The sequence below is a fragment of the Cupriavidus basilensis genome, assembly GCF_008801925.2.
Classification (GTDB): domain Bacteria; phylum Pseudomonadota; class Gammaproteobacteria; order Burkholderiales; family Burkholderiaceae; genus Cupriavidus; species Cupriavidus basilensis.
The window spans coordinates 3,859,998-3,885,106 of the sequence record NZ_CP062803.1 but is presented as its reverse complement, the minus strand read 5'-3'; the positions used below and the strand labels follow the sequence as shown (position 1 = coordinate 3,885,106).

Here is a 25,109-nt window from a genome sequence, read left to right as displayed (position 1 = left end):
TTTGCGGGGTGACGCGGCGCCCGGGGACCGGGCGCCGCCGTGCCAGACGGCTTAGCGGTTGAAGAGTCCCTTCATGCCGCCCTTCATCGCGCCCATCGAGCGCATCATCTTCATCATGCCGCCGCCCTTGAGCTTCTTCATCATGCTCTGCATCTGGTCGAACTGGTTGAGCAGGCGGTTGACTTCCTGCACCGGCACGCCGGCGCCGGTGGCGATGCGGCGCTTGCGGCTGGCCTTGATCAGGTCGGGCTTGGCGCGCTCGGCGGCCGTCATGCTGTTGATGATGCCTTCCATGCGGCGCACCTGCTTCTCGGCCACGTCCATGTTGGCGCCCTGCGCCTGCTGGGCGAACTGCGCCGGCAGCTTGTCGACCAGGCTGCCCAGGCCGCCCATCTTCTTCATCTGGCCGATCTGCGCCTTGAAGTCTTCCAGGTCGAAGTCGCCCGTCTTCTTGATCTTCTTGGCCAGCTTCTCGGCGGCTTCCATGTCCACGCCGCGCTGGGCTTCCTCGACCAGCGCGAGGATGTCGCCCATGCCCAGGATGCGCTGGGCCATGCGATCGGGGTAGAAGGGCTCGAGGCCGTCCAGCTTTTCGCCTACGCCGACGAACTTGATCGGGCGGCCGGTGATGTGGCGCACCGACAGCGCGGCGCCGCCGCGCGCATCGCCGTCCAGCTTGGTCAGCACCACGCCGGTCAGGGGCAGGGCGTCATTGAAGGCACGCGCGGTGTTGACCGCGTCCTGGCCCAGCATGGCGTCGACCACGAACAGGGTTTCGACCGGCTTGATCTCGGCGTGCAGCGCTTTGATTTCCTGCATCATGGCTTCGTCGATACCCAGACGGCCTGCCGTATCGACGATCAGCACGTCGTGATAATGCTTGCGGGCCCAGTCCACCGCCGCGCGCGCGATGTCCACCGGCTTCTGGTTGGGCTCGGAAGGGAAGAAATCGGCGCCGACCTGCTCGGATACGGTCTTGAGCTGGGCGATAGCGGCGGGGCGGTAGACGTCGCACGAGACCGTCAGCACCTTCTTTTTCTTGTTCTCTTTCAGCCACTTGGCCAGCTTGCCGACGGTGGTGGTCTTGCCGGCGCCCTGCAGGCCGGCCATCAGGATGATCGCGGGCGGCTGCACCGCCAGGTTCAACTCGCCGCTCTTGTTGTCGGCGGACAGGCTTTCCGCGCCGCCGATGACGGCAGTCAGCTCGCGCTGCACCACGCCCACCAGCGCCTGGCCCGGCGTCAGGCTGGACACCACGTCCTCGCCCAGTGCCTTTTCCTTCACGCGGGCGATGAATTCCCGCACCACCGGCAAGGCGACGTCGGCCTCCAGCATGGCCAGGCGCACTTCGCGCAGCATTTCGGCGGTATTGGCTTCGGTCAGGCGAGCCTCGCCGCGCATGGTCTTGACGACCCGCGCCAGGCGTTGAGTGAGATTGTCCAGCATGGCAGAAGTCCGGGGGATAGAGCTTGATCGAGGCTTGAGGCTGGCTCTTGGCCCGGCTCAAGCGGGGCGCCACCGGGACGGGGCGCTAAGGTAAACTGTGCAAATGGCCATTGTACTGTATGCCTTGACGGCACTTCTCTATTGCGGCCTGGCCTATCACGGCTGGGCGACGCGCAACCCGCAGCTATCGGCTGCCGGCAACGGCGGTGCCATTGGGGGCGCGGCGACCGCCGCGCTGCTGCACGGCGGCGGCGGGCGCGGCGAGGGCCGCCCGGCCTGGTGGCATGCGCTGATGCTGGCCGCAGTGGCCAGCCACGGCCTGCTGCTGCACGAGACCATCTTCCCGGCCGATCGCATGGTGTTCGGCTTTGCCTTTGCGCTGTCGGCCATGCTTTGGCTGGGCGTGGGCATCTACTGGATCGAGAGCTTCTTCTTCTCGCTGGCCGGCCTCGGGCTGATCGTGGTCCCGGTGGCAATGCTCGCGAGCCTGATGCCGCTGGCGTTTCCCGGTGCGCAGATCCTGGGCTACGCGGCGCGGCCGCTGTTCAAGCTGCACTTCATCATTGCCAACGTGGCCTATGGCCTGTTCACGCTGGCGGCCTTCCACGCCTTCCTGATGCTGCTGGCCGAGCGCCGCCTGCATGGCTTCAACCGTTCGCCCCAGGTGGGCAAGGCCAGCGAGCCGGCCCAGTGGGTGGGCCGCTGGCTGGACCTGCTGCCGCCGCTGCTGACGCTGGAGAAGCTGCTGTTCCGCCTGATCGGCGCCGGCTTCGTGCTGCTGACGCTGACCATCCTGTCGGGCCTGCTGTTCTCCGAGCAACTATTCGGCCGGGCCTTCCGGCTCGACCACAAGACCGTGTTCGCGCTGCTGTCGTGGGCGATGTTCGCGGGCATCCTGGCCGGGCGCACCTTCTATGGCTGGCGCGGGCGCACCGCGCTGCGCTGGGTGATTGCGTCCTTCGGCATCCTGCTGCTGGCTTATGTCGGCAGCCGCTTCGTCATCGAAGTCATACTGCACCGAATCTGAGGCCGGCATGGCACGCATCTTCCTTGTCCTGGCTGTCGTGCTGGGTTGTTTCTGGTGGCTTCGCCAGCGCGCCGAGGCGCGCCTGCGGGAGGACCGCGCCGCCCGGCACGGTTCCGCGCAAGGCTCGCCGATGCGCAACCAGCCTGCCCCCCCGCAGGAAGCCATGGTGCAGTGCGCGCGCTGCGGCGTGCATCTGCCGCAGGGCGAAGCGATCGCCTACCGCGGCTTGCACTACTGCCGGCGCGCCCACCTGCCGGCCGATAGCGATCCGGACAGCCCTGCCGCATGAACGGGCCTGCCTCGTTCTGGTCCCGCCTGAATGCCTGGCGCGCCCTCGCGGCGATGTGGCGCCAGCCCGAACCTCCTGAATTCCACTGGCGCTTGCTGCGCTATTTCTGCTGGACCCGGCTAGCCGTCGCCGCGCTGCTGCTGGGCTACGCCTGGCTGCCGGCGCAGCGCGCCGAGGCCGAGCGGGCCGCGCAGGCGCTGGTCGGCGCAATGGGCGGCGGGTTCGGCAGCGGCCTGGCCGCGCTGCCGCTGGCCGTGCCCTATGCCGTGATGGCGCTGGGGATGGTGGTCGCCACGCTCTGGTGGCGCCGCGGCTTTCACCTGCGGGTGCGCTTTCAGGTGCTGGCCGACCTTGTCCTGCTGGGCCTGATCTTTCACGCGCAGGGCCATCGCGGCGAGGGGCTCGCCATGATCTTCCTGTTGCCCGCGCTGCAGGCCGGCGCGCTTACCAGCCTGCTGTTCGCGCTGTTTACCGCGGCAGCGTCGGCGCTGCTGGTGATGAGTACCCCCTTCGCGCAGACCTTGCTGTTGCGCCAGGCCGACACGGGTTTGCTGGGCTCGGGGCTGTACGGGCTGGTCTTCATGATCGCGGCCTCCCTGATGTACCTGCTGGCCAACCGCCAGCTCGCGCAGGAGCGGCTGGCGCTGGCACGCGAGCAGGAGCTGCGCCTGCAGCAACTGGTCAACCGCCTGATGGTCAACGATATGCAGGACGGGGTGATGCTGCTGCGTGCCAACGGCGCGGTGGTGGCGGCCAACCCTGCCGCGGTTGTGCTGCTGGGCGTGCAGCCTGCCGAGCGGGGCAAGCACACGGACACGCCCGCCAACGGGCGTGATGCGCTGTTCGACCTGCGCCAGATTCCCCGCCTGCAGCCGCTGATGGAAATGCTGCGAGACTGGGTGCGCAGCAAGGACGATGCGCCCCGGATCCTGCAATTGCTGCCGCTGCCGTCGCGGCCATCCTCGGGGCGCGGCCCCATCCTCCATACGCGACTTCGGCTGCGCTTCCTGCTGCCGGGGCTGGCAAGCCTGCGCTCCACCTTCGCGTCCTCGATGTCGGTCTCGCTCACTGCGCAGAGCGCCATGAACACCGGCACCTGGAACGAGCTGTCGCCCGAGGCGGCGGCCCGGCTGCGCCTGGCTATCGCCCAGAGCGAGGCCATGGCCTGGCGCCCGGAGGACGAGGCCTTGCTGCGCAGCGAGATGCGCGACACGGTGCTGGTCCATATCGAAAGCTGGGAGCGCATTGCCGAGCAGGTGCAACAGGAGAAGCTGGCTGCCATGGGGCGCCTGGTGGCCAGCGTGGCGCACCAGATCCGCAATCCGCTGGCGGCCATCAGCCAGGCCAGCGAGCTGCTGGCCGAAACCAGCCGCCGGGCCGCGCGCCCGGGCGAGGCGGGGCGCGCGGAGGGCGACGTGGATGCGCGGCTGCTGCGCATCATTCACGACAATGTGCGCCGGCTCGACCAGGTGGTGTCGGACGTGCTGCAGATGTCGCGCCGCCCGCGCACCGAGCGCACCACCGTGGACCTGAACCAGGCGCTGCCGGAGATCGTCGGCCGCTGGCGGCTGGAGATGCGCGCGCGCTCCGCCAGCCACGACCCGGTCGGCGCCCGGCGCGTGCCGCGTCCGGCCGAGATCAACGCCAATGCCATCCGGCTCACGGTGGACGTGGCGCGCCCGGTCATCTTCGATGCCTCCCAGTTGCAACAGGTGCTTGGCAACCTGCTGGACAACGCCTGGCGCTATTGCAGCCGCCTGCCCGGGGCGATCCGCCTGCTGGCCCATGCGCTGGACCAGCACCATGCCGAACTGATCGTCTGGAACGATGGCGTCGAGGTGTCGCGCGAGCACCAGCGCACCTTGTTCGAGCCCTTCTTTACCAGCAACGCCCAGGGCACCGGCCTCGGGCTGTTCATGGCGCGCGAGCTATGCGGCGCCAACGACGCCCAGGTGCGCTACGGCACCATTTCGATCGACGCGCTGCTGGCGCGGACCGGCATGCTGGCGCCGGCTGCACGCGATACACTGCCGGCCAAGGCTTTTGTCCTGACCTTGCGCATCGAAGCGCCGGACAGCACGGGTGGCTGAGCCGCGCCGGCATGCCCGGCCACCCGATCAGCCCCTCGTTGAGTCGCCGCCCCGACCCCATTTCGCCATTTCGTCACTTCGCCAGATCGCCAGACGCAGACCATGCCCCTCAAGACGCCAGGCCCCGACCCGATTCTCGTTATCGACGACGAGGCCGACCTGCGAGAACTGCTCGATATCTCGATCCGCCGCATGGGCCACGATGTGGTGCTGGCCGGCTCGCTGGCCGAGGCGCGCCAGCAGCTCGCCGCGCGCCGCTATAGCCTGGTACTGACCGACATGCGGCTGGGCGACGGGCTTGGCATCGATATCGTGCGCCAGCTCTCGAGCGCGCCGGAGCGGGTGCCGGTGGCCGTGATCACCGCCTACGGCAGCGCCGACAATGCCGTGGAGGCACTCAAGGCGGGCGCCTTCGACTACATCGCCAAGCCGGTCTCGCTGGACCAGCTGCGCAGCCTGATCCTGAATGCGCTGGGGCGCCAGCAGCGTGACGGCGCCGAGGGTGCGGAGGGCGGTGACGGCGGCAGCGGGGCGCAGGAAACCGTGGACCGCGCCGTCAACCTGCTTCCCGGCCATTCCCCGGCCATGCACGAGGTGCGCCGCTCGCTCTCGCGGCTGGCGCGCAGCATGGCGCCGATCGTCATCAGCGGCGAGTCCGGCAGCGGCAAGGAGCGTGCGGCGCGTGCCATCCACGCGGTCAGCGCGCGCGCGGCGCATCCCTTTATCGCGGTCAATTGCGGCGCCATCCCCGAGACCCTGATGGAGTCGGAGTTCTTTGGCCATGTGAAGGGCGCCTTCACCGGGGCCGACGCCGAGCGCGGCGGCTTCTTCCAGGCCGCCAATGGCGGCACGCTGCTGCTCGACGAGGTGGCTGACCTGCCGCTGGCGATGCAGGTCAAGCTGCTGCGCGTGCTGCAGGAGCGGCGCGTGCGCAAGATCGGCGCGAGCCGCGAGGAGAGCGTGGACGTGCGGGTGCTGTGTGCCAGCCACAAGGATCTTTCCGCGATGGTCGCCTCCGGCCAGTTCCGCCAGGACCTGTTCTACCGCCTCAACGTGCTGGCGCTGCGCATGCCCACGCTGCGCGAGCGGCGCGAGGATATCCCGGTGCTGGCCAGCGCCATCCTGGAGCACCTGGCGGTGCGCTATGGCGATCCCCATCCCAAGCGGCTGGCGGCGGCCGCGCTGCAGCGGCTGTCCGACTATCCGTTCCCGGGCAATGTGCGCGAGCTGGAGAACCTGCTCGAACGCGCCTATGCCTTCGCCGAGGGCAATACCATCGAGGTGGACGACCTGGGCCAGATGGATGCGGGCATGGGCCATTCGGCCATGCCACGCCCGCCCGCGCCGCACGCCTACCTGGCTTCGGCGGCTGCGCCGGCTGGCGCGCCGGCATCGTCCGGCTCGCGGCCCGACACCACGCAGGAGCTTGCCAACGATGCGCGCGCCGAATCCCGGGGCGGGGCGCAGCCCGATCTGTTTGCACAACCCGCGGCGCCTCGCGCCGCGGAGGTGGCCGCAGACGCTTGCCGTGCCACCTTCCCGATCGATTTGCCCGGCCGGCTCGAAGCGCTCGAGCGCGACCTGATCCTGCAGGCGCTGCAGCAGACCGGCTTTAACCGGACCGCCGCCGCGCCGCTGCTCGGCCTGAGCTTTCGCCAGCTGCGCTACCGCATCCAGCAGCTTGGCATCCGCGAGGGCCGCGACGACCCGGCCGACGGTGCCGCCGAAACCAGCGAAGCGCTGCGCGACGGGCTGCTGGCGGCGGATGGAGATCGCGATGCCTGACCACGACCAGGCCGCCAAGCTTGCGCCGAACTCGCCATTCGTCCCCGACCCGGCGGGCTGGGTGCCCGCGGCGCGCCACGTGCCGTCACCCAATTTCGACGCCCGGCCCGCGCACACGCCGGTGGACCTGGTGGTGATCCACAACATCAGCCTGCCGCCCGGGCAGTTCGGCAGCGGCGATATCGAAGCCTTTTTCCTGAATCGTCTCGACCCATCCCGCCATCCGTTTTTCGAGACGATCCATCAAGTGCGGGTGTCGGCGCATTTCCTGGTGACGCGCGGGGGGGAGCTGGTCCAGTTCGTGTCCTGCCTGGACCGCGCCTGGCACGCCGGCCAGTCCGAGTTCTTCGGCCGGCCCCGTTGCAACGACTTTTCCATCGGCATCGAGATCGAAGGCAGCGACGACCAGCCGTTCACGTTGGCCCAATACCACACCGCCGCAGCGCTGGTGCGTGCCCTGCTAGCCACCTATCCGGTGCGGGCCGTGGCGGGGCATAGCGATATCGCGCCAGGGCGCAAGACGGATCCGGGACCACATTTCGACTGGGCGGGCTTTGCTGCCGCAGCCGGCGTGGCGCCCGCACAACTGCCTTACCGCAAAGAACAGCCCTGAGGCAAGGGCGGCAAGCGAGGTCTAGGGGATAGCCGCGATCTGGGGAAAACCCTGATAAAGTCCGCGCCTATCGAAGAGGTCAGGTCAATCAAAAAAATTTCGCGTCACGGTGCGGTAACGAACCGTCGGGCGGATTCCCTTGCGTCTCTTGGGCTAGCGGGTATGGCGCAGCGCCGCATGCCATGCCGGCACTGGAATTCGCGCCAAAATGGCGCTTGTCAAGACTGGTGAATCCGCCCCGTTTCACTATACTTAGTCCAGTTTTTCGCATCGACCACTAGATCTAGTGGTGCTTTCGGGGAGCCGGCCTAGGTGTGCAGTTACCGCCGCAGCAATGGCTGCGGTCCGCCGAAGGGCCGGCGCATCACAAGAGTCCCAGCAGAATCCAGCAATCGCAGCGCGCCCTCCCGGGTAAGACCGGCCGGCGTGTCTGAGCCTTTTTGCGCATTTTGCCCGGGACTCTTTGTCACTCATAAAACACGGGTCAGAACAGGAGTTCCTCATGCAGACAGCCCAGAACGAAATCTCCACCGGCGCCGCTGGCGCCGGTGCAGCAGCGAACGTGCAGTCGAGCCCCGCTACTGCCGCCGCTGGCAGCTACCAGGACTACAAGATCATCCGACGTAACGGCGCCGTCGTGGCGTTCGAGCCGAGCAAGATCTCGGTTGCGGTGACCAAGGCCTTCCTCGCCGTCAACGGCGGGCAGGGTGCCGCTTCGGCGCGTGTGCGCGAAGTGGTCGAGCAAGTGACCCAGAATGTGGTCCGCGCGCTGCTGCGCAGCCGCCCTAACGGCGGCACCTTCCATATCGAAGACGTGCAGGATCACGTCGAGCTGGCGCTGATGCGCTCGGGCGAGCATGAAGTGGCCCGCGCCTACGTGCTGTACCGCGAGAAGCGCACCCAGGAACGCGCCCAGGCAAACGCCCAGGCGGTGGCCCGCGTGCAGGAAGGCGGCGCCACGTTCAACGTGACCGATGCGGGCGTGGCCCGCGTGCTGGACCTGGGCGCGCTGCATGGCCTGATCGACAACGCCTGCTCGGGCCTTGGCGATGCCGTCAGCGCCGAGCCGATCCTGAAGGAAACGCTGAAGAACCTGTACGACGGCGTGCCGATGACCCAGGTCTACGACTCCGCCATCCTGGCCGCGCGTACCCTGATCGAGAAGGACCCGGCCTACAGCCAGGTCACCGCGCGTATCCTGCTGCACACCATCCGCAAGGAAATCCTGGGCGCCGAAGTGACCCAGACCGAGATGGTGTCGCGCTACGCCGACTACTTCCCCAAGTTCATCGCGCGCGGCATCGAAGCCGAGCTGCTGGACGAGAAGCTGGCCACCTATGACCTGGCCCGCCTGGGTGCGGCACTGGACGCCCAGCGCGACTTCCAGTTCAACTACCTGGGCCTGCAGACCCTGTACGACCGCTACTTCCTGCACATCGACGAGACCCGCATCGAAATGCCGCAGGCATTCTTCATGCGCGTGGCGATGGGCCTGGCGCTGGGCGAGAAGGACCGCGAAGCGCGAGCCATCGAGTTCTACCAGCTGCTGTCGTCGTTCGACTTCATGTCGTCCACGCCGACCCTGTTCAACTCGGGCACCCGCCGCTCGCAGCTGTCGTCGTGCTACCTGACCACCGTGTCGGATGACCTGGAAGGCATCTACGAGGCGCTGAAGGAAAACGCGCTGCTGTCGAAGTTCGCCGGCGGCCTGGGCAACGACTGGACCAATGTGCGCGCCCTCGGCTCGCACATCAAGGGCACCAACGGCAAGTCGCAAGGCGTGGTGCCGTTCCTGAAGGTGGTCAACGACACCGCCGTGGCGGTCAACCAGGGCGGCAAGCGCAAGGGCGCGGTCTGCGCCTACCTGGAAACCTGGCACCTGGACATCGAGGAATTCCTCGAGCTGCGCAAGAACACCGGCGACGATCGCCGTCGCACCCACGACATGAACACGGCGAACTGGATTCCCGACCTGTTCATGAAGCGCGTGATGGAAGCCGGCGAATGGACGCTGTTCTCGCCCGCCACCTGCCCGGACCTGCACGACCTGGTCGGCAAGGCATTCGAAGAAGCCTACCTGGGCTACGAAGCCAAGGCCGCCCGCGGCGAGCTCAAGCTGTTCAAGAAGATCCCCGCCATGCAGCTGTGGCGCAAGATGCTGGGCATGCTGTTCGAGACCGGCCATCCCTGGATCACCTTCAAGGATCCGTGCAACATCCGCAGCCCGCAGCAGCACGTGGGCGTGGTGCACAGCTCCAACCTGTGCACGGAAATCACGCTCAACACCAATGACAGCGAGATCGCCGTCTGCAACCTGGGTTCGGTGAACCTGGTCGCCCACCTGAAGCAACAGGCCGACGGCACCCAGGTGCTCGACCACGCCAAGCTCGAGAAGACCATCCGCACCGCGATGCGCATGCTCGACAACGTGATCGACATCAACTACTACGCGGTCGAGAAGGCACGCAACTCCAACCTGCGCCATCGCCCGGTCGGCATGGGCATCATGGGCTTCCAGGACTGCCTGCACATGCTGCGCCTGCCGTACGCCAGCGACGCCGCGGTGCAGTTCGCCGACACCTCGATGGAAGCCGTGTGCTACTACGCCTACCGCGCCTCCAGCGAGCTGGCGGAAGAACGCGGGCGCTACAGCACCTATGAAGGCTCGCTGTGGGATCGTGGCATCCTGCCGCAGGACTCGCTCAAGCTGCTGGCCGAAGAGCGCGGCGGCTACCTGGAAGTGGATCATTCCTCGACCATGGACTGGGACAGCCTGCGCGCGCGCATCAAGCAGCACGGCATGCGCAACTCGAACTGCATCGCGATCGCGCCGACGGCAACGATCTCGAACATCATCGGCGTGTCGGCCTGCATCGAACCGACCTTCCAGAACCTGTACGTCAAGTCCAACCTGTCGGGCGAGTTCACGGTGGTCAACGACTACCTGGTGCGCGACCTGAAGGCACGCGGCCTGTGGGACGAAGTCATGGTCGCCGACCTGAAGTACTTCGACGGCAAGCTGGCCCGCATCGACCGCATTCCGCAAGACCTGCGCGACATCTACGCGACAGCCTTCGAAGTCGAGCCGAGCTGGCTGGTGGAAGCCGCCAGCCGCCGCCAGAAGTGGATCGACCAGGCGCAGTCCCTGAACATCTACATGGCCGGCGCCTCGGGCAAGAAGCTGGACGACACCTACAAGCTGGCCTGGCTGCGCGGCCTGAAGACCACGTACTACCTGCGCACGATGGCAGCCACCCACGTGGAGAAGTCCACCGTGTCGCGCGGCTCGCTCAACGCCGTGTCGTCGGGTAGCGACGGCGGCATCAGCGCCGCCGGCATCGACCAGGCCGCCGCCTCCGCACCGGCCATGCCGGAAGCCGAAGGCGCGGTCTGCACGATGCGCCCGGGCGACGCCGGTTTCGACGAGTGCGAAGCCTGCCAGTAAGTCATTACCTGCCCTGATCCTCGCCGCGCGGCTCGCGCGGCGAGGACAGCGGCAAACCAAAGCATTCCACGGAGAACCACACCATGCTGAGCTGGGACGACGACGTTCAAGCCACCCCGCAGGCTGCCCCGCAGCCCGCGCCGAATCCCACCGCCACGCCTGCTGCCGCACGCTCTGTCGACCAGCACGGCGTGCTGCCGCCGGCCGCCACGCAGCCGGCCGGCACGGGTATCCTCGGCAACCTGCCGGCGTCCGACGCGCCGACGGACCGCCGCGTGAACGCCGCCGACAAGCGCGTCATCAATGGCTCGACCGACGTCAACCAGCTGGTGCCGTTCAAGTACAAGTGGGCCTGGGAAAAATACCTGGCCGGCTGCGCCAACCACTGGATGCCGCAGGAAATCAACATGTCGCGCGACATCGCGCTGTGGAAGGACCCGAACGGCCTGACCGAAGACGAGCGCCGCGTGATCAAGCGCAACCTCGGCTTCTTCGTGACCGCCGACTCGCTGGCCGCCAACAACATCGTGCTGGGCACCTACCGCCAGATCACCGCGCCGGAATGCCGCCAGTACCTGCTGCGCCAGGCTTTCGAAGAAGCGATCCACACGCACGCCTACCAGTACATCGTGGAGTCGCTCGGGCTCAATGAAGCCGAGATCTTCAATGCGTACCACGAAGTGCAGTCGATCCGCGACAAGGATGAGTTCCTGATCCCGTTCATCGACACGCTGACCGACCCGGCCTTCAAGACCGGCACGCCGGAGAACGACCAGAAGCTGCTCAAGTCGCTGATCGTGTTCGCCTGCATCATGGAAGGCCTGTTCTTCTACGTGGGCTTCACGCAGATCCTGGCCATGGGCCGCCAGAACAAGATGACCGGCGCCGCCGAGCAGTACCAGTACATCCTGCGCGACGAGTCCCTGCACTGCAATTTCGGCATCGACCTGATCAACCAGATCAAGCTCGAGAACCCGCACCTGTGGACCGCCGAGTTCAAGGAAGAGATCACCGCGCTGTTCAAGAAGGCTGTGGACCTCGAATACCGCTACGCCGAGGACACCATGCCGCGCGGCGTGCTGGGCCTGAACGCACCGATGTTCAAGGGCTACCTGCGCTTCATCTGCAACCGCCGCTGCCAGCAGATCGGCCTGGAGCAGCTGTTCCCGAACGAGGAAAACCCGTTCCCGTGGATGAGCGAGATGATCGACCTGAAGAAGGAACGTAACTTCTTCGAGACGCGCGTCATCGAGTATCAGACCGGTGGGGCGTTGTCCTGGGATTGAGTTTTTCCGCCGAGCGGTGAATGCCGCCACGCAGAAAGAAAAAAGCTCCTTCGGGAGCTTTTTTCATTGCGCTTGCATCGGCGATCAGGGGTCAGCGATCAGCCGTGCGGGCCAGCATCAGCCCGCAATCCGTCTCAACGCTTCCTCGATCGCCCGTGTCTCGCTCGGCCGCACCAGGCGCGCCACCTCCACGCCGTCGCGCATGAACACCAGCGTGGGCCATAGCTTGATCCGGAACGAGCGGCCGAGCGGCTTGCCGCTGCCGTCCTCGACCTTGATGTGGGCGACCTCCGGATAGCTGGCCATGGCGTTGGCCAGGTGGGGCTGCGCCCGCATGCAGTAGCCGCACCAGGGGGCGCCGAACTCGATCACGGCCGGGCCTTTGATGGCGTCGATTTCGGTCCGGGCCGGCTCGCGCAGGCCATACACATCAGTCATCGTCATGGGGAATCCTCTCGCCTGTTCAGATGGGCATGCACGGATTGTATGACCGCGGCTGGCTGCAACGGATCCTGCTGTCAGGCCTGCGAGCCCTGCGGCATCTCGGGGGCCGCGGGCTTGCCCCAGCGCACCGTGGCCAGCAACGATGCCGCCACGATCAGCCCGCCGCCGATCCACGCCGTGGCGGAGATGCTCTCTGCCAGCCACAGGCTGGCGAACAACGCGCCGAAGGCGGGCTCGCTGCCCATCAGCAGCGCCACCCGCGTGGGGCTGCTGCGCCGGATGGCATAGTTCTGGGCGAAGAAGGCGAATAGCGTGCAGGCGGCGACCAGCCACAGCACGCAGCCCCAGAACGCGGCGTGGCCGGAGAACGACGGCAGGGGCTGCCACTGCGCGGGCACCAGCGCCAGTGCCACGGCCGCGCTGCCGACGGCGACCACGCCGGATTGCACGGCCGTCATCGTCAGCGCCGGCATGGACCGGCCCCGCACCAGCCGCTTGGTCGCGCAGACCATCAGCGCGCGCAGTACGGCGGCGGCCAGGATCAGCCCGTCGCCAAGGTTGAACCCCAGTTCGCCGTGGCCCGCCAGCAGCCACGCGCCTAGCAGGGAGAGCGCCACCGCCGCCCATTCGATGCGGCTTGGACGGCGCTTGAGCAGCAGCCACTCTGCCAGCGGCGTCAGCACCACGCACAGGCTGATCAGGAAGGCGGCGTTGGAGGCGCGCGTTAGCAGCACGCCGAAGGTTTCGCACAGGAAGATGCCGAGCAGCAGCACCCCGGTGCCCAGCACCCCGCGCAGGGTGGCGGCGTCGGTGCGGCGCAGCCCGGCCAGCGTGGGCGAGAGCACCACGAAGGTGATGCCAAAGCGTAGCGTCAGCAGGCCGAGTACCGGGTAGAAGACCAGTGCGCTCTTGACGATGCCGTAGCTGCTGCCCCAGACCACGGCGACCGCGAGCAGCATCAGGTCGGACAGCAGTAACAGTTTTCTTGGCGCGGGCATGGTGGACCTTGTGCATTCGGTCCTGCATTGTGCCGCTTTGCATCCACGACGATAATCGGGTCGGAATGCAAAGCCTTTATGCTGCATATGCATTAATCCGCCACTGTGCCCGCCGCGAGCCGCCTCATGAACCAAGCCGATCTCTTTGCCTTGCTGCCCGATATGGCGGTGTTCGCGCGCGTGGTCGACGCGGGCAATTTTTCTGTTGCCGCGCGCCAGCTTGGCAGCACACCGTCCACCGTCAGCCGCCAGATCAAGCGTCTGGAGGAGGCATTGGCCACACGCTTGCTGGAGCGCTCGACCCGCAAGGTGCGCATGACGGAATCGGGCGCCGAGGTGTACCGCTATTGCCGCGACGTGGTGAGCGCCGCGGCGGGGGCGATGGACGCCGCCGGCCATGTGGTGGGCCGGCCGCAGGGCAGGGTCAGCGTCAGCGCGCCGACTGCATTTGCCAAGACGGTGATCCATCCGCTGGTACCGGCTTTCCTGCAGGCTTATCCGGAAGTGGACCTGCAGTTGCTGTTTACCGACCACGAGACCGATCCCCTCGCCGACGACCTCGACCTGGTGATCCGGCTGACCGAGCACCCGCCGCCCGGCCTGGCCGGGCGGCGCCTGGGCGCGGTGCGCTGGGTGCTGTGCGCCTCGCCCGCCTATCTGCGCGCACGCGGCACGCCCGCGCAGCCGCGCGATCTGGCGGAGCATGATTGCCTGTACCTGGGGGAAACCGCCGACGACAACCGCTGGCGCTTGCGCCGTGACACCGAGACGCAGACCGTGACGGTGAGCGGGCGCTATGTCGCCAACCACGCCGGCGCGCGGCTGGAAGCGGCGCAGCAGGATCTTGGCATCGCCAGCCTGCCCGAGTTTACCGCGGCCCTTGCCTTGCAGGCCGGCGAACTGGTGCGGGTGTTGCCCGACTGGGAATTGCAGGCACGCGCCTACGTGGGGACGGTGTGGCTGCTCTATCCGCCCAACCGCTTCCTGCCGCCCAAGGTGCGGGCGTTGATCGATTACCTGGCCGCGCACATCGGCAGCGCGGGCTGACTTGCCGCTCAGCGTGCGCCGGCCGGCCCCTGCTGCGAGCGCTGGTAGTCGCCCGGGGATACGCCCACCAGCCTGGTGAAATCTCGCGTCAGGTGGGCCTGGTCGAAGTAGCCGAGCTCGGCGGCGAGCTGCGCCAGCCCGACCGGCTCGCCGCGCGCGAGCCGCCATGCGGCCTCTTGCAGGCGGTAGCGGCGCAGCACCCACTTGGGCGATACGCCAACGTAGTCCTGGAACAACCGTTGCAAGGCGCGCACGCCCATGCCGGCATGCTGCGCCAGCGACTCCACGCTGGCGGGTCCTTCGGCGCTGGCGGCATGCGCGACGATGGCCTGCAGTTGATCCACGACGGGGTTGGGCGGCGGCAGCGCGCTGCCCAACAGCGATTCGGCGGCGCGCACCATGGCTTCGTCGCCGCCGGCATCCAGCACCAGCATTTCGGCCCGGTGTGCGTCGCATGACAGCAGCGTGCGCGCCGGCCGCGTGGTGTCGGTCAGCGCGCAGACGGGCTCGTCCAGCAAGGGGCGCAGGCCGCCCACCCGAAAGCGCACGCCGAGCACGTGGCCGGCGCCTTCCAGCGTGCGGTCGAACACGCCGCGCACCACGCCGAAGAGCGCTGTCTGGCCGCGGTCGAATACCAGGTTGGCGTTCGGATAGGGCAGCACGCGCTGCACCTGCGGCGGGTGTCCCGCCAGGTCCCATTGGACGATCCAGTAATGTTCGACAAAGGGTGCCAGCGCCGCCGACGGGAGGTAACGGCCGAGGCGGATGCGCTGTTGCGTGCCGAGCGGGTCGACAATGCCCTTGGGCGCAGCGGTGACGGGCGCGTGCGTGTCGCGTTTTTCCAATCGGGGCATGGGGATATCGGTGTAAAACTACGGACTGCGGCAGGCAAGCAAGATGCGCGAAATTCTATCGGAGACCACCATGACCGTAACGCATTACACCGGCGGCTGCCATTGCGGCGCCGTGCGCCGCGCAGTGGATGTCGGCCTGGCGCAGCGCCAACCTAAGAAGCCCGACGGCGCCTGCGCTTGATCCGCGATGGCGCGCTTCGCCGCGCCCCTCGCCCTGAGTTGCATGATTTTTCCCCCGGAGCCAATGCCATGTCCCAGCCCGAACTGACCCTGTTCCATTCGCCCAATACGCGTTCCACCGGCGCGCTGACCCTGCTTGAGGAACTCGGCGTGCCGTATCGTCTCCACCCGCTCAACATGAAGGCCGGCGAGCAGCGCGAGCCGGCTTACCTGGCCATCAATCCGATGGGCAAGGTGCCGGCCATCTGCTATGGCGATGCGCTGGTGACGGAGCAGGCGGCCGTGTTCATCTTTCTGGCCGACCTGTTCCCGCAGGCGAGGCTGGCGCCCGCGCTGACCGATCCGCTGCGCGGGCCTTACCTGCGCTGGATGGTGTTCTACGGTTCCTGCTTCGAGCCGGCGCTGGTGGACCGCTCGCAGCAGCGCGAGACGCCGCGCACGATGTGCCCTTACGGCGATTACGACACCACCATCGGCACGTTGCTGGGCCAGCTGGAAAAAGGCCCCTACCTGCTGGGCGACACCTTCACCGCGGCCGACGTGCTGTGGGGCACCGCGCTGACCTGGACCACCATGTTCAAGCTGGTCGAAGCGACGCCGGTGGTGCAGGCTTATATCGACCGCATCAACGCGCGCCCGGCGGTGGCGCGGGCGCGTGCCATCGATGCGAAGCTGGCAGCAGAGCAGGGCGGCTGAGCGCGCGCCGCGCTTATAGCTCCAGCACGATCCGCTGGCATTTCGCGCGCGAGCAGCAGGCCATCATCTTGGCGTTGGCCTCGCGCTCCGCGCGCGTGAGCACCACGTCGCGGTGGTCGATTTCGCCGGCCAGCACGCGCACCTCGCAGGAGCCGCACAGGCCTTCCTCGCAATCGCTTTGCATGTCGATGTTGGCGGCGCGCAGCGCGGCCAGCAGCGTCTGGCCCGGGGCGACCGCGACGACGATGCCGGAGTCCTTCAGCTCGGCTTCGAACGCCTGCTCCTGGCCGGGGTCCAGCGTGGCCAGCGCCGACTCGAAATGCTCGATGCGCAGCGCGTCGGCGGGCCAGCCGGCGCACTGTTCCTGCAGTGCCGCCAGCATGCGCGCGGGGCCGCAGGCGTAGATCTGCGTATCCGCCTGGGGCTGCCCGAGCAGGCTGGCGAGATCGTTGCGCTTGCCTTCATCCTTGGCGTAGACATGCAGGCGGTCGCCGTGCAGCGCGATGAGCTCGTCGAGCAGTGCCATGGACGCGCGCGAGCGCCCGCTGTAGTGCAAGGTGTAGTCCATGCCGAGCGCCTTGGCACGCCGCGCCATGGCGCTGACGGGCGTGATGCCGATGCCCCCGGCGATCAGGATCAGCTTGCCCGCGGCCTCATCCAGCCGGAAATGGTTGCGCGGGCCGCGGATCTTCAGCCGGTCGCCGGCCTTGACGCTGTCATGCACCCAAGCGGAGCCGCCACGGCCTTGCGCTTCGCGCAGCACGGCGATCTCCAGCGCACCGCTGTCGTCCGGGTCGCCGCACAGCGAGTATTGCCGCGACAGTCCGGTGCCTGCGCATTCCACGTCGATGTGCGAGCCCGGCGCCCAGCGCGGCATCGGCTTGCCATCGGGCGACACCAGCCGCAGCCTGACAATGCCCTCGGCCGCCTGGGTCACGCTGGCCACCACCACCGGCCGGCTGATTGCATGCCCCAACGGCTCGCCAATGCGCACCGGCACTTGTACTTCTAGTAGCGCGGGGTTGGCGCGCTCGGGGTTTTGCTTCGGATCCCATTCCACCCACACGTGCTCGGGCCCGCGGAACGAGGTGTTTGGCACGTAGCTGAATCGCTGCTCCGCCAGGCGCATATGGGGCAGGCGCCGCGTGAGCTCCTCCAGGAAGACCTGCATCTCCATGCGCGCCAGGTTCTTGCCCATGCACTGGTGCGAGCCGTAGCCGAAGGTGAGCTGGTCGCTGGCGTTCTCGCGGCGGATGTCGAAGAGATCCGCATCGGCGAAGTGCCGCTCGTCGTGGTTGGCCGAGGACGTCACGATCAGCAGCTTGGCGCCGGCGGGAATGTCGACGCCGCCTACCTGCACGTCGCGCGTGGCCAGGCGCCGCCAGGCCGCCACCGAGCCGTTGTGCCGCAGGCATTCCTCTACCGCGTTCGGGATCAGGCCCGGGTCTTCGCAGATCTCTTGCCAGGCGCGCGGATGCTGCAGCAGCAGCTTCATGGCATTGGCCGTGGCGTTGGCCGTGGTTTCATGCGCGGCGACAATGCCGGCCATCATCATCGAGTGCAGGTAGGAGTCGGTGACGATCTCCGGATACTCCACCTGCTTGCGGATGCCATAGCGCATCCAGCCCGGGCCGGACGGGTCCTGCCGCATCTTGTCGAGGATCTTGCCGGCCAGTTGCCAGAAGTTGCCTACGGCGTGCGCGACTTCGACCTGCTCCTGCGGCCTGGGCCGGCCCCAGGTATTGACGGTATGCGCGATGGAATACTTGCGCAGCAGGTCCATGTCTTCCTCGGGCACGCCGAGAAAATGCAGCGCCACGGTCAGCGGTACTTCCCACAGCATCTGGTCGACCAGGTCGGCGCGGCCGTCGTCGACAAAGCGGTCGACATACTCGCGCGCGAGCTTGCGCACCATGGGCTCGTGATGCTTGAGTTCCTCGGGCGTAAACGGCGCCATCAGCACGCGGCGGCGCGGCATGTGCGCAGGCTCGTCCTCGTTGACCAGCGTGCGGTTCATGGCGTAGCCGTAGGACGCCAGCACGGCGTTGGCTTCCGGCCCCGTCGGCGTGATCTTCTCCAGCGCGATGGAGGGGCTGAAGGTGAGGTTGTCGCGGAAGATCGCCTTGATGTCGTCGTAGCGCGTCACCACCCAGTAGCCCAGCCTGGGGCTGTAGAAGACCGGCTCCCGCTCGCGCGCCCAGCGCACGTACTCGGGCGGGTCCTGCTGGTAGCCGTCCTCGAAGGGATCGAAGCTGGCCGCGCCCGGGCTGACCGGGCAGCCGGTGGGCGAGCGCTGCGCTGTCAGCAAGTGATGGTCAACGGGACATCCCGAGGCGTATGGATTGGGGGTGGCGTTGGCCATGCTTGTTGCTCCGTGTTCTCGTTGGCAGGGGGGGGCGGGTGCGGTGCGCCGCGGTTACTCCAGCGTGATCTTCAGGTCGCGGATCAGCTTGTGCCAGCGCGTGGTCTCGCTGCGCAGCAGTTCGGCGTATTGCGCGGGCGTGTTGCCGACCGGTTCCACGCCGAAGTCCACCAGCCGCTTGTTCACGCCCGGATCCTTGATCGCGGCCACCACCTGCTTGTTCAGCGTGGCGACGATCTCCGGCGGCGTGGCGGCCGGCACCACCATGCCCACCAGCGCGGCGGCCTCCACGTTCTTGTAGCCTGCCTCGGCAAAGGTCGGCACGTCCGGCAACTGAGGCAGGCGGGTCGGGTTGGCCACGGCCAGCGCCTTGACCTTGCCGCCCTTGATGAAACCCGCGCCCGCGGCCAGGTCGACCATCATGGCCGGGACCTGGCCGCCGGCCACGTCGGCCAGCGCGGGCGCCGCGCCGCGATAGGGGGCGTGGACCATGTTCAGCCCTGCCTCCACCTTGAGCAGTTCCATGGCGAGATGGTGCGGGCTGCCGGCACCGGCCGAGGCGTAGTCGATGCCGCCCGGCTTGGATTTGGCGCGGGCGACGAACTCCTGCACGGTGTTGACGTTCATGCCCGGCCCCACCACCAGGATCATCGGAAAGCGGCCCAGCAAGGTGACTGGCGCCAGGTCCTTGACCGGGTTGTAGGAAAGCGTTTTGTACAGCGCCGGGTTGAACACCAGCGTGCCGTTGTCCGCCGACAGCACCGTGTAGCCGTCCGCCGGCGCGCGTGCGGTTTCCGCTGCGCCGATCGCGGTATTGCCCCCCGGCTTGTTGTCCACCAGCACGGGCTGGCCAAGCCGGGCCGAGAGGGCCTGGCCGATGGAGCGCGCCAGGAAGTCTGAGCCGCCGCCGGCTGCGTACGGCACGATCCAGCGCACCGGCTTGGCGGGGTAGGCCGGCTCGGCGGCAGCGGTGGCAGCCAGCATGGGGATGGCGGCCAGGCCAAGGCCTGCGGCGATGCATTTGCGAATGGTGATCATCTTGTCTCCTGTTCCCGTTTGGGTGCCGGTCGAAGCGTGGCGCGGTCCGGCGTTGTTATGCGTAAATGATATACGCATTGCGTAATATGGCGATGCGGGTTAACGTGGGATTGATGCCGCCGCGCCATGCACGGCACTAGAATCTCCGCCCATGAAGACAAGAACCAACCCAAGCGCCTCACGTACCTCAGGCACCTCAGGCGATCCCGCCGATCCCGCCATGCCTGCTGAACCGCCGGCGCGCGAGCGCCGCCAGCGCGTGCAATCGGCGCAGACCGGCATGACCGTGCTCAAGGGCCTGGCCAACCTTGGCGGGCGCGCCAGCCTGACCGCGCTGGCTGCGCATATCGGCGAGAGCCCGGCCAAGGTGCACCGCTACCTGGCCAGCCTCATCGACGAGGGGCTGGTGGCGCAGGCGTCGGCATCGCAGCAGTATTTTCTGGGCGTGGAGGCCATGCTGATCGGCCTGGCAGCGATGCGGCAGGTCGATCCGATCCGGATCGCCGAGCCGTCGCTGGTCCGCCTGCGCGAGAGCCTGGACGTGACCTGCTTTGTGGCGGTGATGGGCAACAAGGGCCCGACCATCGTGCGCTTCGAGGAGCCGGGGCTGCCCGTGACGGTCAATGTGCGGGTGGGTTCGGTGATGCCGATGCTGTGGTCGGCCACGGGCCGCGCGCTGCTGGGCTTGCTGGACGAGCCGCGTGTGCGGGCGATGGCGGAAGAAGAACTCGCGGCGGCGCCGGCGGACCTGCGCGCGCAGCTCGATCGCGATGACCCCATCGGCGTGCTGCGCAGCGAAGTGCAAGCCGCCGGCTGCGCGGTGGTGCGCGATACCAACCTGAAGGGCATCAGCGCCGTGGCGGCGCCGCTGTACGACTACACGGGCCGCATCTGCGCGGTGCTTACCGCGCTGGGCGCCACCGGCGGCTTCGATGCGTCGATGCATGGGCCCATCGCCGTGGCCGTGCGCCATGAGGCACAGGTCGCCAGCAGGTTGCTGGGCTACGGCGCGGCGCCGCCGGGCGGCGGCGCCTGAATCCAGGTTGAACCGGCCTGGGCGGCCCGCTGACGCGCTGGCTTACAGCTTGCGTTCGCCGCCGAGCGCGGCGGTCAGGTCCGACAGCAGGTTGGCCAGTTCGCCGGCCATCATGGTGAAGTCGCCGTCGAAGCGTTCTTCGTCGTCGCGGGCGCTCGGGTCGGCCTGCTCCTTGATCACGTCCAGCGGGGCCACGCGCTTGATGGTCAGCGACTCGGTGAGCACGAAGGACACGCGGTCGTTCCAGGTCATCGCCAGGCGCGTGCAGCGCTTGCCGGCGGCAATGTGGCGGCGCAGGTCCTCGGCATCCAGCGGATGGCGCACATAACGCACCGTGGCCTTGCTCTCGGCGCTGGACTGCAGCTCCATTTCCTGGTCGAGGGTGAAGCCGGCCGGGGCCGTGTCGGTGGCCAGCCAGTCGGTCATGGCGGTGACCGGCGACTGGTTCACATGCAGGTTGTCCAGCGGCAGCGGGTCGATGGCCTTGAACAGCATGCCGCGCACTTCATCGGCCTTGGCCGGGGCGGCAGCGTCGATGGCGAGCCAGCCGTTGACCGGGTCGATCCACACGCGGGTGTCGCGCCGGATGCTGAACGCGCGCGGCAGCAGTTCTTCGGTGACCTGCTCCTTGAGCTCGCGCATCTGCTTGCGGCCCGGCTTGAAGCCTTGCTGCTCTTCCAGTTCCACGGCGCGGGCCTTGGTGACCTGGTTGACCACGGTGGAGGGCAGCAGCTTCTTTTCGGTGCGCATGGTCAGCAGCAACTGCTTGCCGACCTGGTGGACGAGCGCGCCGTTGTCACGCGGCGAGGCCCAGCCCTGGGTTTGCATCTCCAGGCTGGTGCCAGGGAAAAATGCGTGGCGCGCCAGGCACTCCTCGACCTCTTCGGCGGCGAGGGACCACGGTGCGGACAGACGGTGCAGCTGGAGATTCTTGAACCACATGTGAATTCGGCCAAAGGGACGGATTCTAGCCGGTTAGCGTGGCGCATGCGGTAACAATGCGTGAGGGAGTCTGGCTGGTGCGGCGGCGCCGTGCCGGCAGGGCCGGAAAAAGTCAGGGGCCGGGCTGCCTTCGCAACCCGGCCCCCGCATACAGGCCGGCACGCTGCGTGGCCTCAGATGTCGAGCTTGCTGATCTTCGAGCCTTCCAGGCTCACGCCGGCCATCAGGCCCGCGTTGGTGACCACGAAGCCAACCACGGGCTGCTGGGCGGTATTGGTGTCCAGGGTGCCATTGGCGCCAATCTTGGCCAGTGCCACGGTAGCGTCCACGCCAGCGGTCCAGCCGCTGCTGGCGACGAACTTGTCGAATGCATCCTGCGTAATGAACATCAGGATGACGGCCTTGGACTGTGCCCCGAACTGAAAGCCGAACGAGCCCGTGATGAGACGGTAATAGCCACGGTTGGCGCCGCCCGCGCGCAGTGCGCCATCGCCATATTCGCCGCCCACGAAGAAGCCGGCCGAGAGGACGTTGGGGAAGACCAGGATGCCGCGCGCGCGGTTGGCGAGTTCGCGTGAACCCTTCGCCGTCTCGTACAGCTTGTTGAGCGTACCATCCACGCCGCCATCGATCTCGCGGCGCTTGGCGGCCTTGTCGGTGGGCGCATTGGGTGTGGTCGTACACGCGCCCAGCAGGCCTGAACTTGCCACCACCAGTCCAGCCCCTACCGTCAGAAACGATCTGCGTTCCATACTCACTCTCCTGATTGTTTTACCTCTCACCGCACCGGATAGCCCGGAGCCACGCTACGCACGTCACATGAAGGATAGGCGTAATCGGCACTTGTAGAAACGTGAATTCATGTGGCCAGCCAGGTCATGGGGTTTTCCCCGAATGCCGATGGACCTCTCCCCGCTTCTGTAAAATATACAAAGTGCGTGCGCTCAATGCTGTAGGACGGGGGCTGCATTTTTGATGCGTGCCTGTCCTACACTGCGGCCGCGGCTTTGTCGGGGGGCATTCCCGGCAGTCCAGGAACCCCGGCGTGCGCCGCAGGTCCATGCAACATGAAATCCGTTCTCGCTCTCATCCCCGTTACGCTGCTGGCAGCAGCCTGCGCCTCGCGCGCGCCCGCCGATCCGCAAGCCGTCAGCGAAGCCAACGAGCAGTGGCAGTCGCTGCGTGCTGCCTATACCACTTGCGCCAAGGACCAGGCCGATGCCGGCATGGCCAGCAGCGCCTCTGCGCAGGATCTCACCAGCGCGGCGCTCAAGGCGTGCCGGCCCCGGCTCGACGCCATGCACACGGCGTTTCGCGACTACCTGGATGCACAGATGGTGTCCTCGCATGGGCGCGATGGCGCGCGCCAGGCCGCTGACCGGGTGAGCCAGGATACCGAAGCCAAGACCCGCAGCTACCTGGTCCGCTATGTCGAGCGGGAGCGCTATACCGCCAAGGCGCAATAACGCGGCGAGGCCTGCGCTTGCGTTCCGGTAGCGCTGCGGTCGGGGCACCGGCACGGCTGTGGTGTAATGCGCGGACGCTGGCGCGCATTCCTGCCTCGTGCCTGCTCACCGGCACGTCGCGCCCCACCCACCTTGCACCCACCTTATTGCGGTCCCTTCCCGATGACTCTTTCCCCCGAACGCTTGCAACTTGCCCACGAGCGTTTTCTCGCCGACAACCCCGAAGTGGTGGCGCTGCTCAAGTTCATCACCCCGCGCCACGCGCAAGCCGTCGGCATGAGCGTGGAAGCCTTTCAGCTCTCGGAGCTGGAGCGCGCCATCGGCCGCGAAGCCAGGCTCCGGTGCCTCACCGCCGAGGAGCTGCTGCTGGTGTACCTGGGCGAGCGCGCGGCGCCGGCGCCGCGGCGCCAGACGCGCTAGCCGCCGGCATTCCCGGTGCCGGTCTTGCCGTGCGCCGGGCTCAGGAACGCCCAGGCGCATGCTGCGCCGCCGGCAGCCAGCAGCGCCGACAGCAGCATGACCCAGCGAAATCCTGCCACGAAGGCGCTGTCCACCGCCCGCCGGACGGCCGCTTTTACCTGCGGGTCCGTGGCCGCCGGCAGCGCGATGGCGGCGAGTTTCGCACGTTGCGCCTGCACGGACCGCGCCACCTGCACTGACACCGCGCCGCTGGCCACCGACTGGCCAAGCGCGCGGTCCAGCCGGTAGTCGAACACGCCGACCATCACGATCCCCAGCATGGCAATCGCCAGCAGCGTGGCCACGCGTGCCGCCGCATTGTTGATGCCGGACGCCGTGCCCGCCGAGCCAAGCGGCACGGCGTTCATGACGGTGGTGGTCAGCGGCGCCACGCTGATCGTCATGCCCGCGCCAAGCACCAGCACCGCGGGAAAGAAGGTCAGCCAGTAGCTGCCGCCGCTGGCGGCGGCACCGGGCAACGCAAACAGCGCGAAACCCGCTGCCGCTACCAGCGGGCCCACGATCAGCGGCTTGCGTGCGCCATGCCGGTCCACCAGCCCGCCGGCCCAGCCGGACAGCAGGAACATCAGCAGGATGAACGGCAGCAGGGCAGCGCCGGCCTGCGTCGACGAATAGCCCTGCACCTGGATCAGGTTGAGCGGGAAGAAGAACAGGCCGCCCCCCAGCGCCGCGTAGAGCAGCAAGGTGAGCAGGTTGGCACCCAGGAAAGCGCGCGAGCGGAACAGCGCGGGCGGCATCACAGGGTTGGCCACGCGGGCCTCCACCAGCACGAACAACCCGAGCGCAACAAGGCCGGCGGCAGACGGCATCCACACGGCCGGGTGGCTCCAGCCCCGCGCCGGTGACTCGATCAGGCCGTAGACCACGCCACCCAGCCCCAACGCGGCGAGCAGGCTGCCGGGCCAGTCGAGTCCACCGGGATGCTGCGGTGCGCGGCTTTCCGGCACGCGCCAGAATACGATGGCCAGCACCGCCGCCGCCAGTGGCAGGTTGACCAGGAAGGCGGCGCGCCACGACAGATGCTCGATCAGCCAGCCGCCCACCACGGGCCCGAGCGCGGTGGTCATGGCGGTGGCGCCGGACCAGGTGCCGATGGCCTTGCCCCGCCGGCTCGCATCGAACGAGGCCGACAGCAACGCCAGGCTGCCTGGCACCAGCAACGCCGCGCCCACGCCCTGCGCGGCCCGCGCGGCGACCAGGTGGCCAATGTTGCCGGCCAGCCCGCACCAGGCCGAGCTGGCTGCGAAAACCGCCACGCCCAGCGCAAACACGCGACGGCGCCCGAAGCGGTCACCGCAGGCGCCGCCCACCAGCAGCAAGGCTGCCAGTAGCAACGCATAGGCTTCCACCACCCACTGCATGCCGCCCAGGCTCGCGTCGAAATCCTTTTGCAGCGCGGGCAGGGCCACGTTGACCACGGTGCCATCGATGAAGGCCATGCTCGACGCCAGGATGGTGGCGGCCAGCACCCACGGTTCGTCGGCCCTGGCGCAGGGTGGCCCGCCAGGGGCGGCGCGCAGCGCTGCGTCGTCGCACGGGCTCTGGGCCAGCGGCGTGGTGGGCATGCTCAGCGCTGGCTGTGCGG

Annotated in this window: 21 protein-coding genes; 12 read left to right on the top strand and 9 right to left on the bottom strand. The window is 67.8% G+C overall.

Features of this window, described 5'->3' with window-relative positions:
* Window positions 1-51: 51 nt before the first annotated feature.
* Window positions 52-1,446, bottom strand: coding sequence for a signal recognition particle protein (ffh, locus tag F7R26_RS17825; protein ID WP_150986832.1), 1,395 nt, complete (start codon window positions 1,444-1,446; stop codon window positions 52-54).
* Between the two features lie 103 nt (window positions 1,447-1,549).
* Here ffh and F7R26_RS17820 point away from each other — a divergent pair, with 103 nt between their 5' ends.
* The 7 genes from F7R26_RS17820 (at window position 1,550) to F7R26_RS17790 (ending at window position 11,981) form a co-directional block, all read left to right on the top strand.
* Entirely contained in the window at window positions 1,550-2,473 is a 924-nt protein-coding gene (locus F7R26_RS17820; protein ID WP_150986833.1) for a cytochrome C assembly family protein, read from the top strand.
* Window positions 2,474-2,480: 7 nt separating this feature from the next.
* Entirely contained in the window at window positions 2,481-2,762 is a 282-nt protein-coding gene (locus F7R26_RS17815; protein WP_150986834.1) for a PP0621 family protein, read from the top strand.
* Window positions 2,759-4,852, top strand: coding sequence for a sensor histidine kinase (locus F7R26_RS17810; RefSeq protein ID WP_150986835.1), 2,094 nt, complete (start codon window positions 2,759-2,761; stop codon window positions 4,850-4,852). Before F7R26_RS17815 ends, F7R26_RS17810 begins: the two co-directional genes overlap by 4 nt.
* Before the next feature lie 102 nt (window positions 4,853-4,954).
* Window positions 4,955-6,637, top strand: coding sequence for a sigma-54-dependent transcriptional regulator (locus F7R26_RS17805; RefSeq protein ID WP_150986836.1), 1,683 nt, complete (start codon window positions 4,955-4,957; stop codon window positions 6,635-6,637).
* The gene (gene ampD / locus F7R26_RS17800; RefSeq protein WP_150986837.1) at window positions 6,630-7,250 is read left to right on the top strand and encodes a 1,6-anhydro-N-acetylmuramyl-L-alanine amidase AmpD; all 621 of its coding nucleotides are present in this window, start codon (window positions 6,630-6,632) and stop codon (window positions 7,248-7,250) included. Before F7R26_RS17805 ends, ampD begins: the two co-directional genes overlap by 8 nt.
* Window positions 7,251-7,752: 502 nt before the next feature.
* Window positions 7,753-10,695 carry a ribonucleoside-diphosphate reductase subunit alpha gene (locus F7R26_RS17795; RefSeq protein WP_150986838.1) on the top strand — a complete coding sequence of 981 codons (2,943 nt, stop codon included), beginning with the start codon at window positions 7,753-7,755 and terminating at the stop codon, window positions 10,693-10,695.
* 83 nt (window positions 10,696-10,778) lie between these two features.
* Complete coding sequence (locus F7R26_RS17790) at window positions 10,779-11,981, top strand: ribonucleotide-diphosphate reductase subunit beta (protein WP_150986839.1); 1,203 nt, start codon at window positions 10,779-10,781, stop codon at window positions 11,979-11,981.
* 117 nt (window positions 11,982-12,098) lie between these two features.
* On the opposite strand, the gene F7R26_RS17785 is transcribed toward F7R26_RS17790, so the two are convergent.
* Together F7R26_RS17785 and F7R26_RS17780 are read right to left on the bottom strand one after the other, a co-directional pair.
* Window positions 12,099-12,425 (bottom strand): thioredoxin family protein, encoded by a 327-nt coding sequence (locus tag F7R26_RS17785; protein ID WP_150986840.1) that lies wholly within the window; start codon window positions 12,423-12,425, stop codon window positions 12,099-12,101.
* 74 nt (window positions 12,426-12,499) lie between these two features.
* Window positions 12,500-13,423, bottom strand: a complete 924-nt coding sequence (locus F7R26_RS17780) for a DMT family transporter (protein WP_150986841.1) — start codon at window positions 13,421-13,423, stop codon at window positions 12,500-12,502.
* A 126-nt stretch (window positions 13,424-13,549) separates the two neighbouring features.
* On the opposite strand from F7R26_RS17780, the gene F7R26_RS17775 reads away from it, so the two are divergent.
* Entirely contained in the window at window positions 13,550-14,470 is a 921-nt protein-coding gene (locus F7R26_RS17775) for a LysR family transcriptional regulator (RefSeq protein WP_150986842.1), read from the top strand.
* A gap of 8 nt (window positions 14,471-14,478) precedes the next feature.
* Here the strand turns inward: F7R26_RS17775 and F7R26_RS17770 are convergent, their stop codons facing one another.
* Entirely contained in the window at window positions 14,479-15,324 is an 846-nt protein-coding gene (locus tag F7R26_RS17770; RefSeq protein ID WP_150986843.1) for a helix-turn-helix transcriptional regulator, read from the bottom strand.
* Between the two features lie 249 nt (window positions 15,325-15,573).
* Here F7R26_RS17770 and F7R26_RS17765 point away from each other — a divergent pair, with 249 nt between their 5' ends.
* Window positions 15,574-16,200, top strand: coding sequence for a glutathione S-transferase family protein (locus tag F7R26_RS17765; RefSeq protein WP_150986844.1), 627 nt, complete (start codon window positions 15,574-15,576; stop codon window positions 16,198-16,200).
* A 13-nt stretch (window positions 16,201-16,213) separates the two neighbouring features.
* Here the strand turns inward: F7R26_RS17765 and F7R26_RS17760 are convergent, their stop codons facing one another.
* The gene (locus F7R26_RS17760) at window positions 16,214-18,562 is read right to left on the bottom strand and encodes a cytochrome P450/oxidoreductase (RefSeq protein ID WP_150986845.1); all 2,349 of its coding nucleotides are present in this window, start codon (window positions 18,560-18,562) and stop codon (window positions 16,214-16,216) included.
* 54 nt (window positions 18,563-18,616) lie between these two features.
* Entirely contained in the window at window positions 18,617-19,600 is a 984-nt protein-coding gene (locus F7R26_RS17755; RefSeq protein WP_150986846.1) for a Bug family tripartite tricarboxylate transporter substrate binding protein, read from the bottom strand.
* Window positions 19,601-19,751: 151 nt separating this feature from the next.
* On the opposite strand from F7R26_RS17755, the gene F7R26_RS17750 reads away from it, so the two are divergent.
* A complete protein-coding gene (locus F7R26_RS17750; protein ID WP_416351287.1) occupies window positions 19,752-20,636 on the top strand; it encodes an IclR family transcriptional regulator in 885 nt (294 codons plus the stop codon).
* Window positions 20,637-20,678: 42 nt separating this feature from the next.
* Here F7R26_RS17750 and F7R26_RS17745 read toward each other — a convergent pair whose 3' ends face one another.
* The gene (locus F7R26_RS17745) at window positions 20,679-21,578 is read right to left on the bottom strand and encodes a recombination-associated protein RdgC (protein ID WP_150986847.1); all 900 of its coding nucleotides are present in this window, start codon (window positions 21,576-21,578) and stop codon (window positions 20,679-20,681) included.
* Between the two features lie 173 nt (window positions 21,579-21,751).
* The gene (locus tag F7R26_RS17740) at window positions 21,752-22,330 is read right to left on the bottom strand and encodes a BPSL1445 family SYLF domain-containing lipoprotein (protein WP_150986848.1); all 579 of its coding nucleotides are present in this window, start codon (window positions 22,328-22,330) and stop codon (window positions 21,752-21,754) included.
* Between the two features lie 315 nt (window positions 22,331-22,645).
* On the opposite strand from F7R26_RS17740, the gene F7R26_RS17735 reads away from it, so the two are divergent.
* On the top strand, window positions 22,646-23,044 hold the full coding sequence (locus tag F7R26_RS17735) for a hypothetical protein (RefSeq protein WP_150986849.1): 399 nt from the start codon (window positions 22,646-22,648) through the stop codon (window positions 23,042-23,044).
* 162 nt (window positions 23,045-23,206) lie between these two features.
* On the top strand, window positions 23,207-23,464 hold the full coding sequence (locus tag F7R26_RS17730; RefSeq protein ID WP_150986850.1) for a DUF6388 family protein: 258 nt from the start codon (window positions 23,207-23,209) through the stop codon (window positions 23,462-23,464).
* Here F7R26_RS17730 and F7R26_RS17725 read toward each other — a convergent pair.
* Window positions 23,461-25,089: an MFS transporter gene (locus F7R26_RS17725; protein WP_150986851.1), complete on the bottom strand. Its 1,629-nt coding sequence runs from the start codon at window positions 25,087-25,089 to the stop codon at window positions 23,461-23,463. The two genes, F7R26_RS17730 and F7R26_RS17725, sit on opposite strands and share 4 nt — an antisense overlap.
* Between the last annotated feature and the right edge of the window lie 20 nt (window positions 25,090-25,109).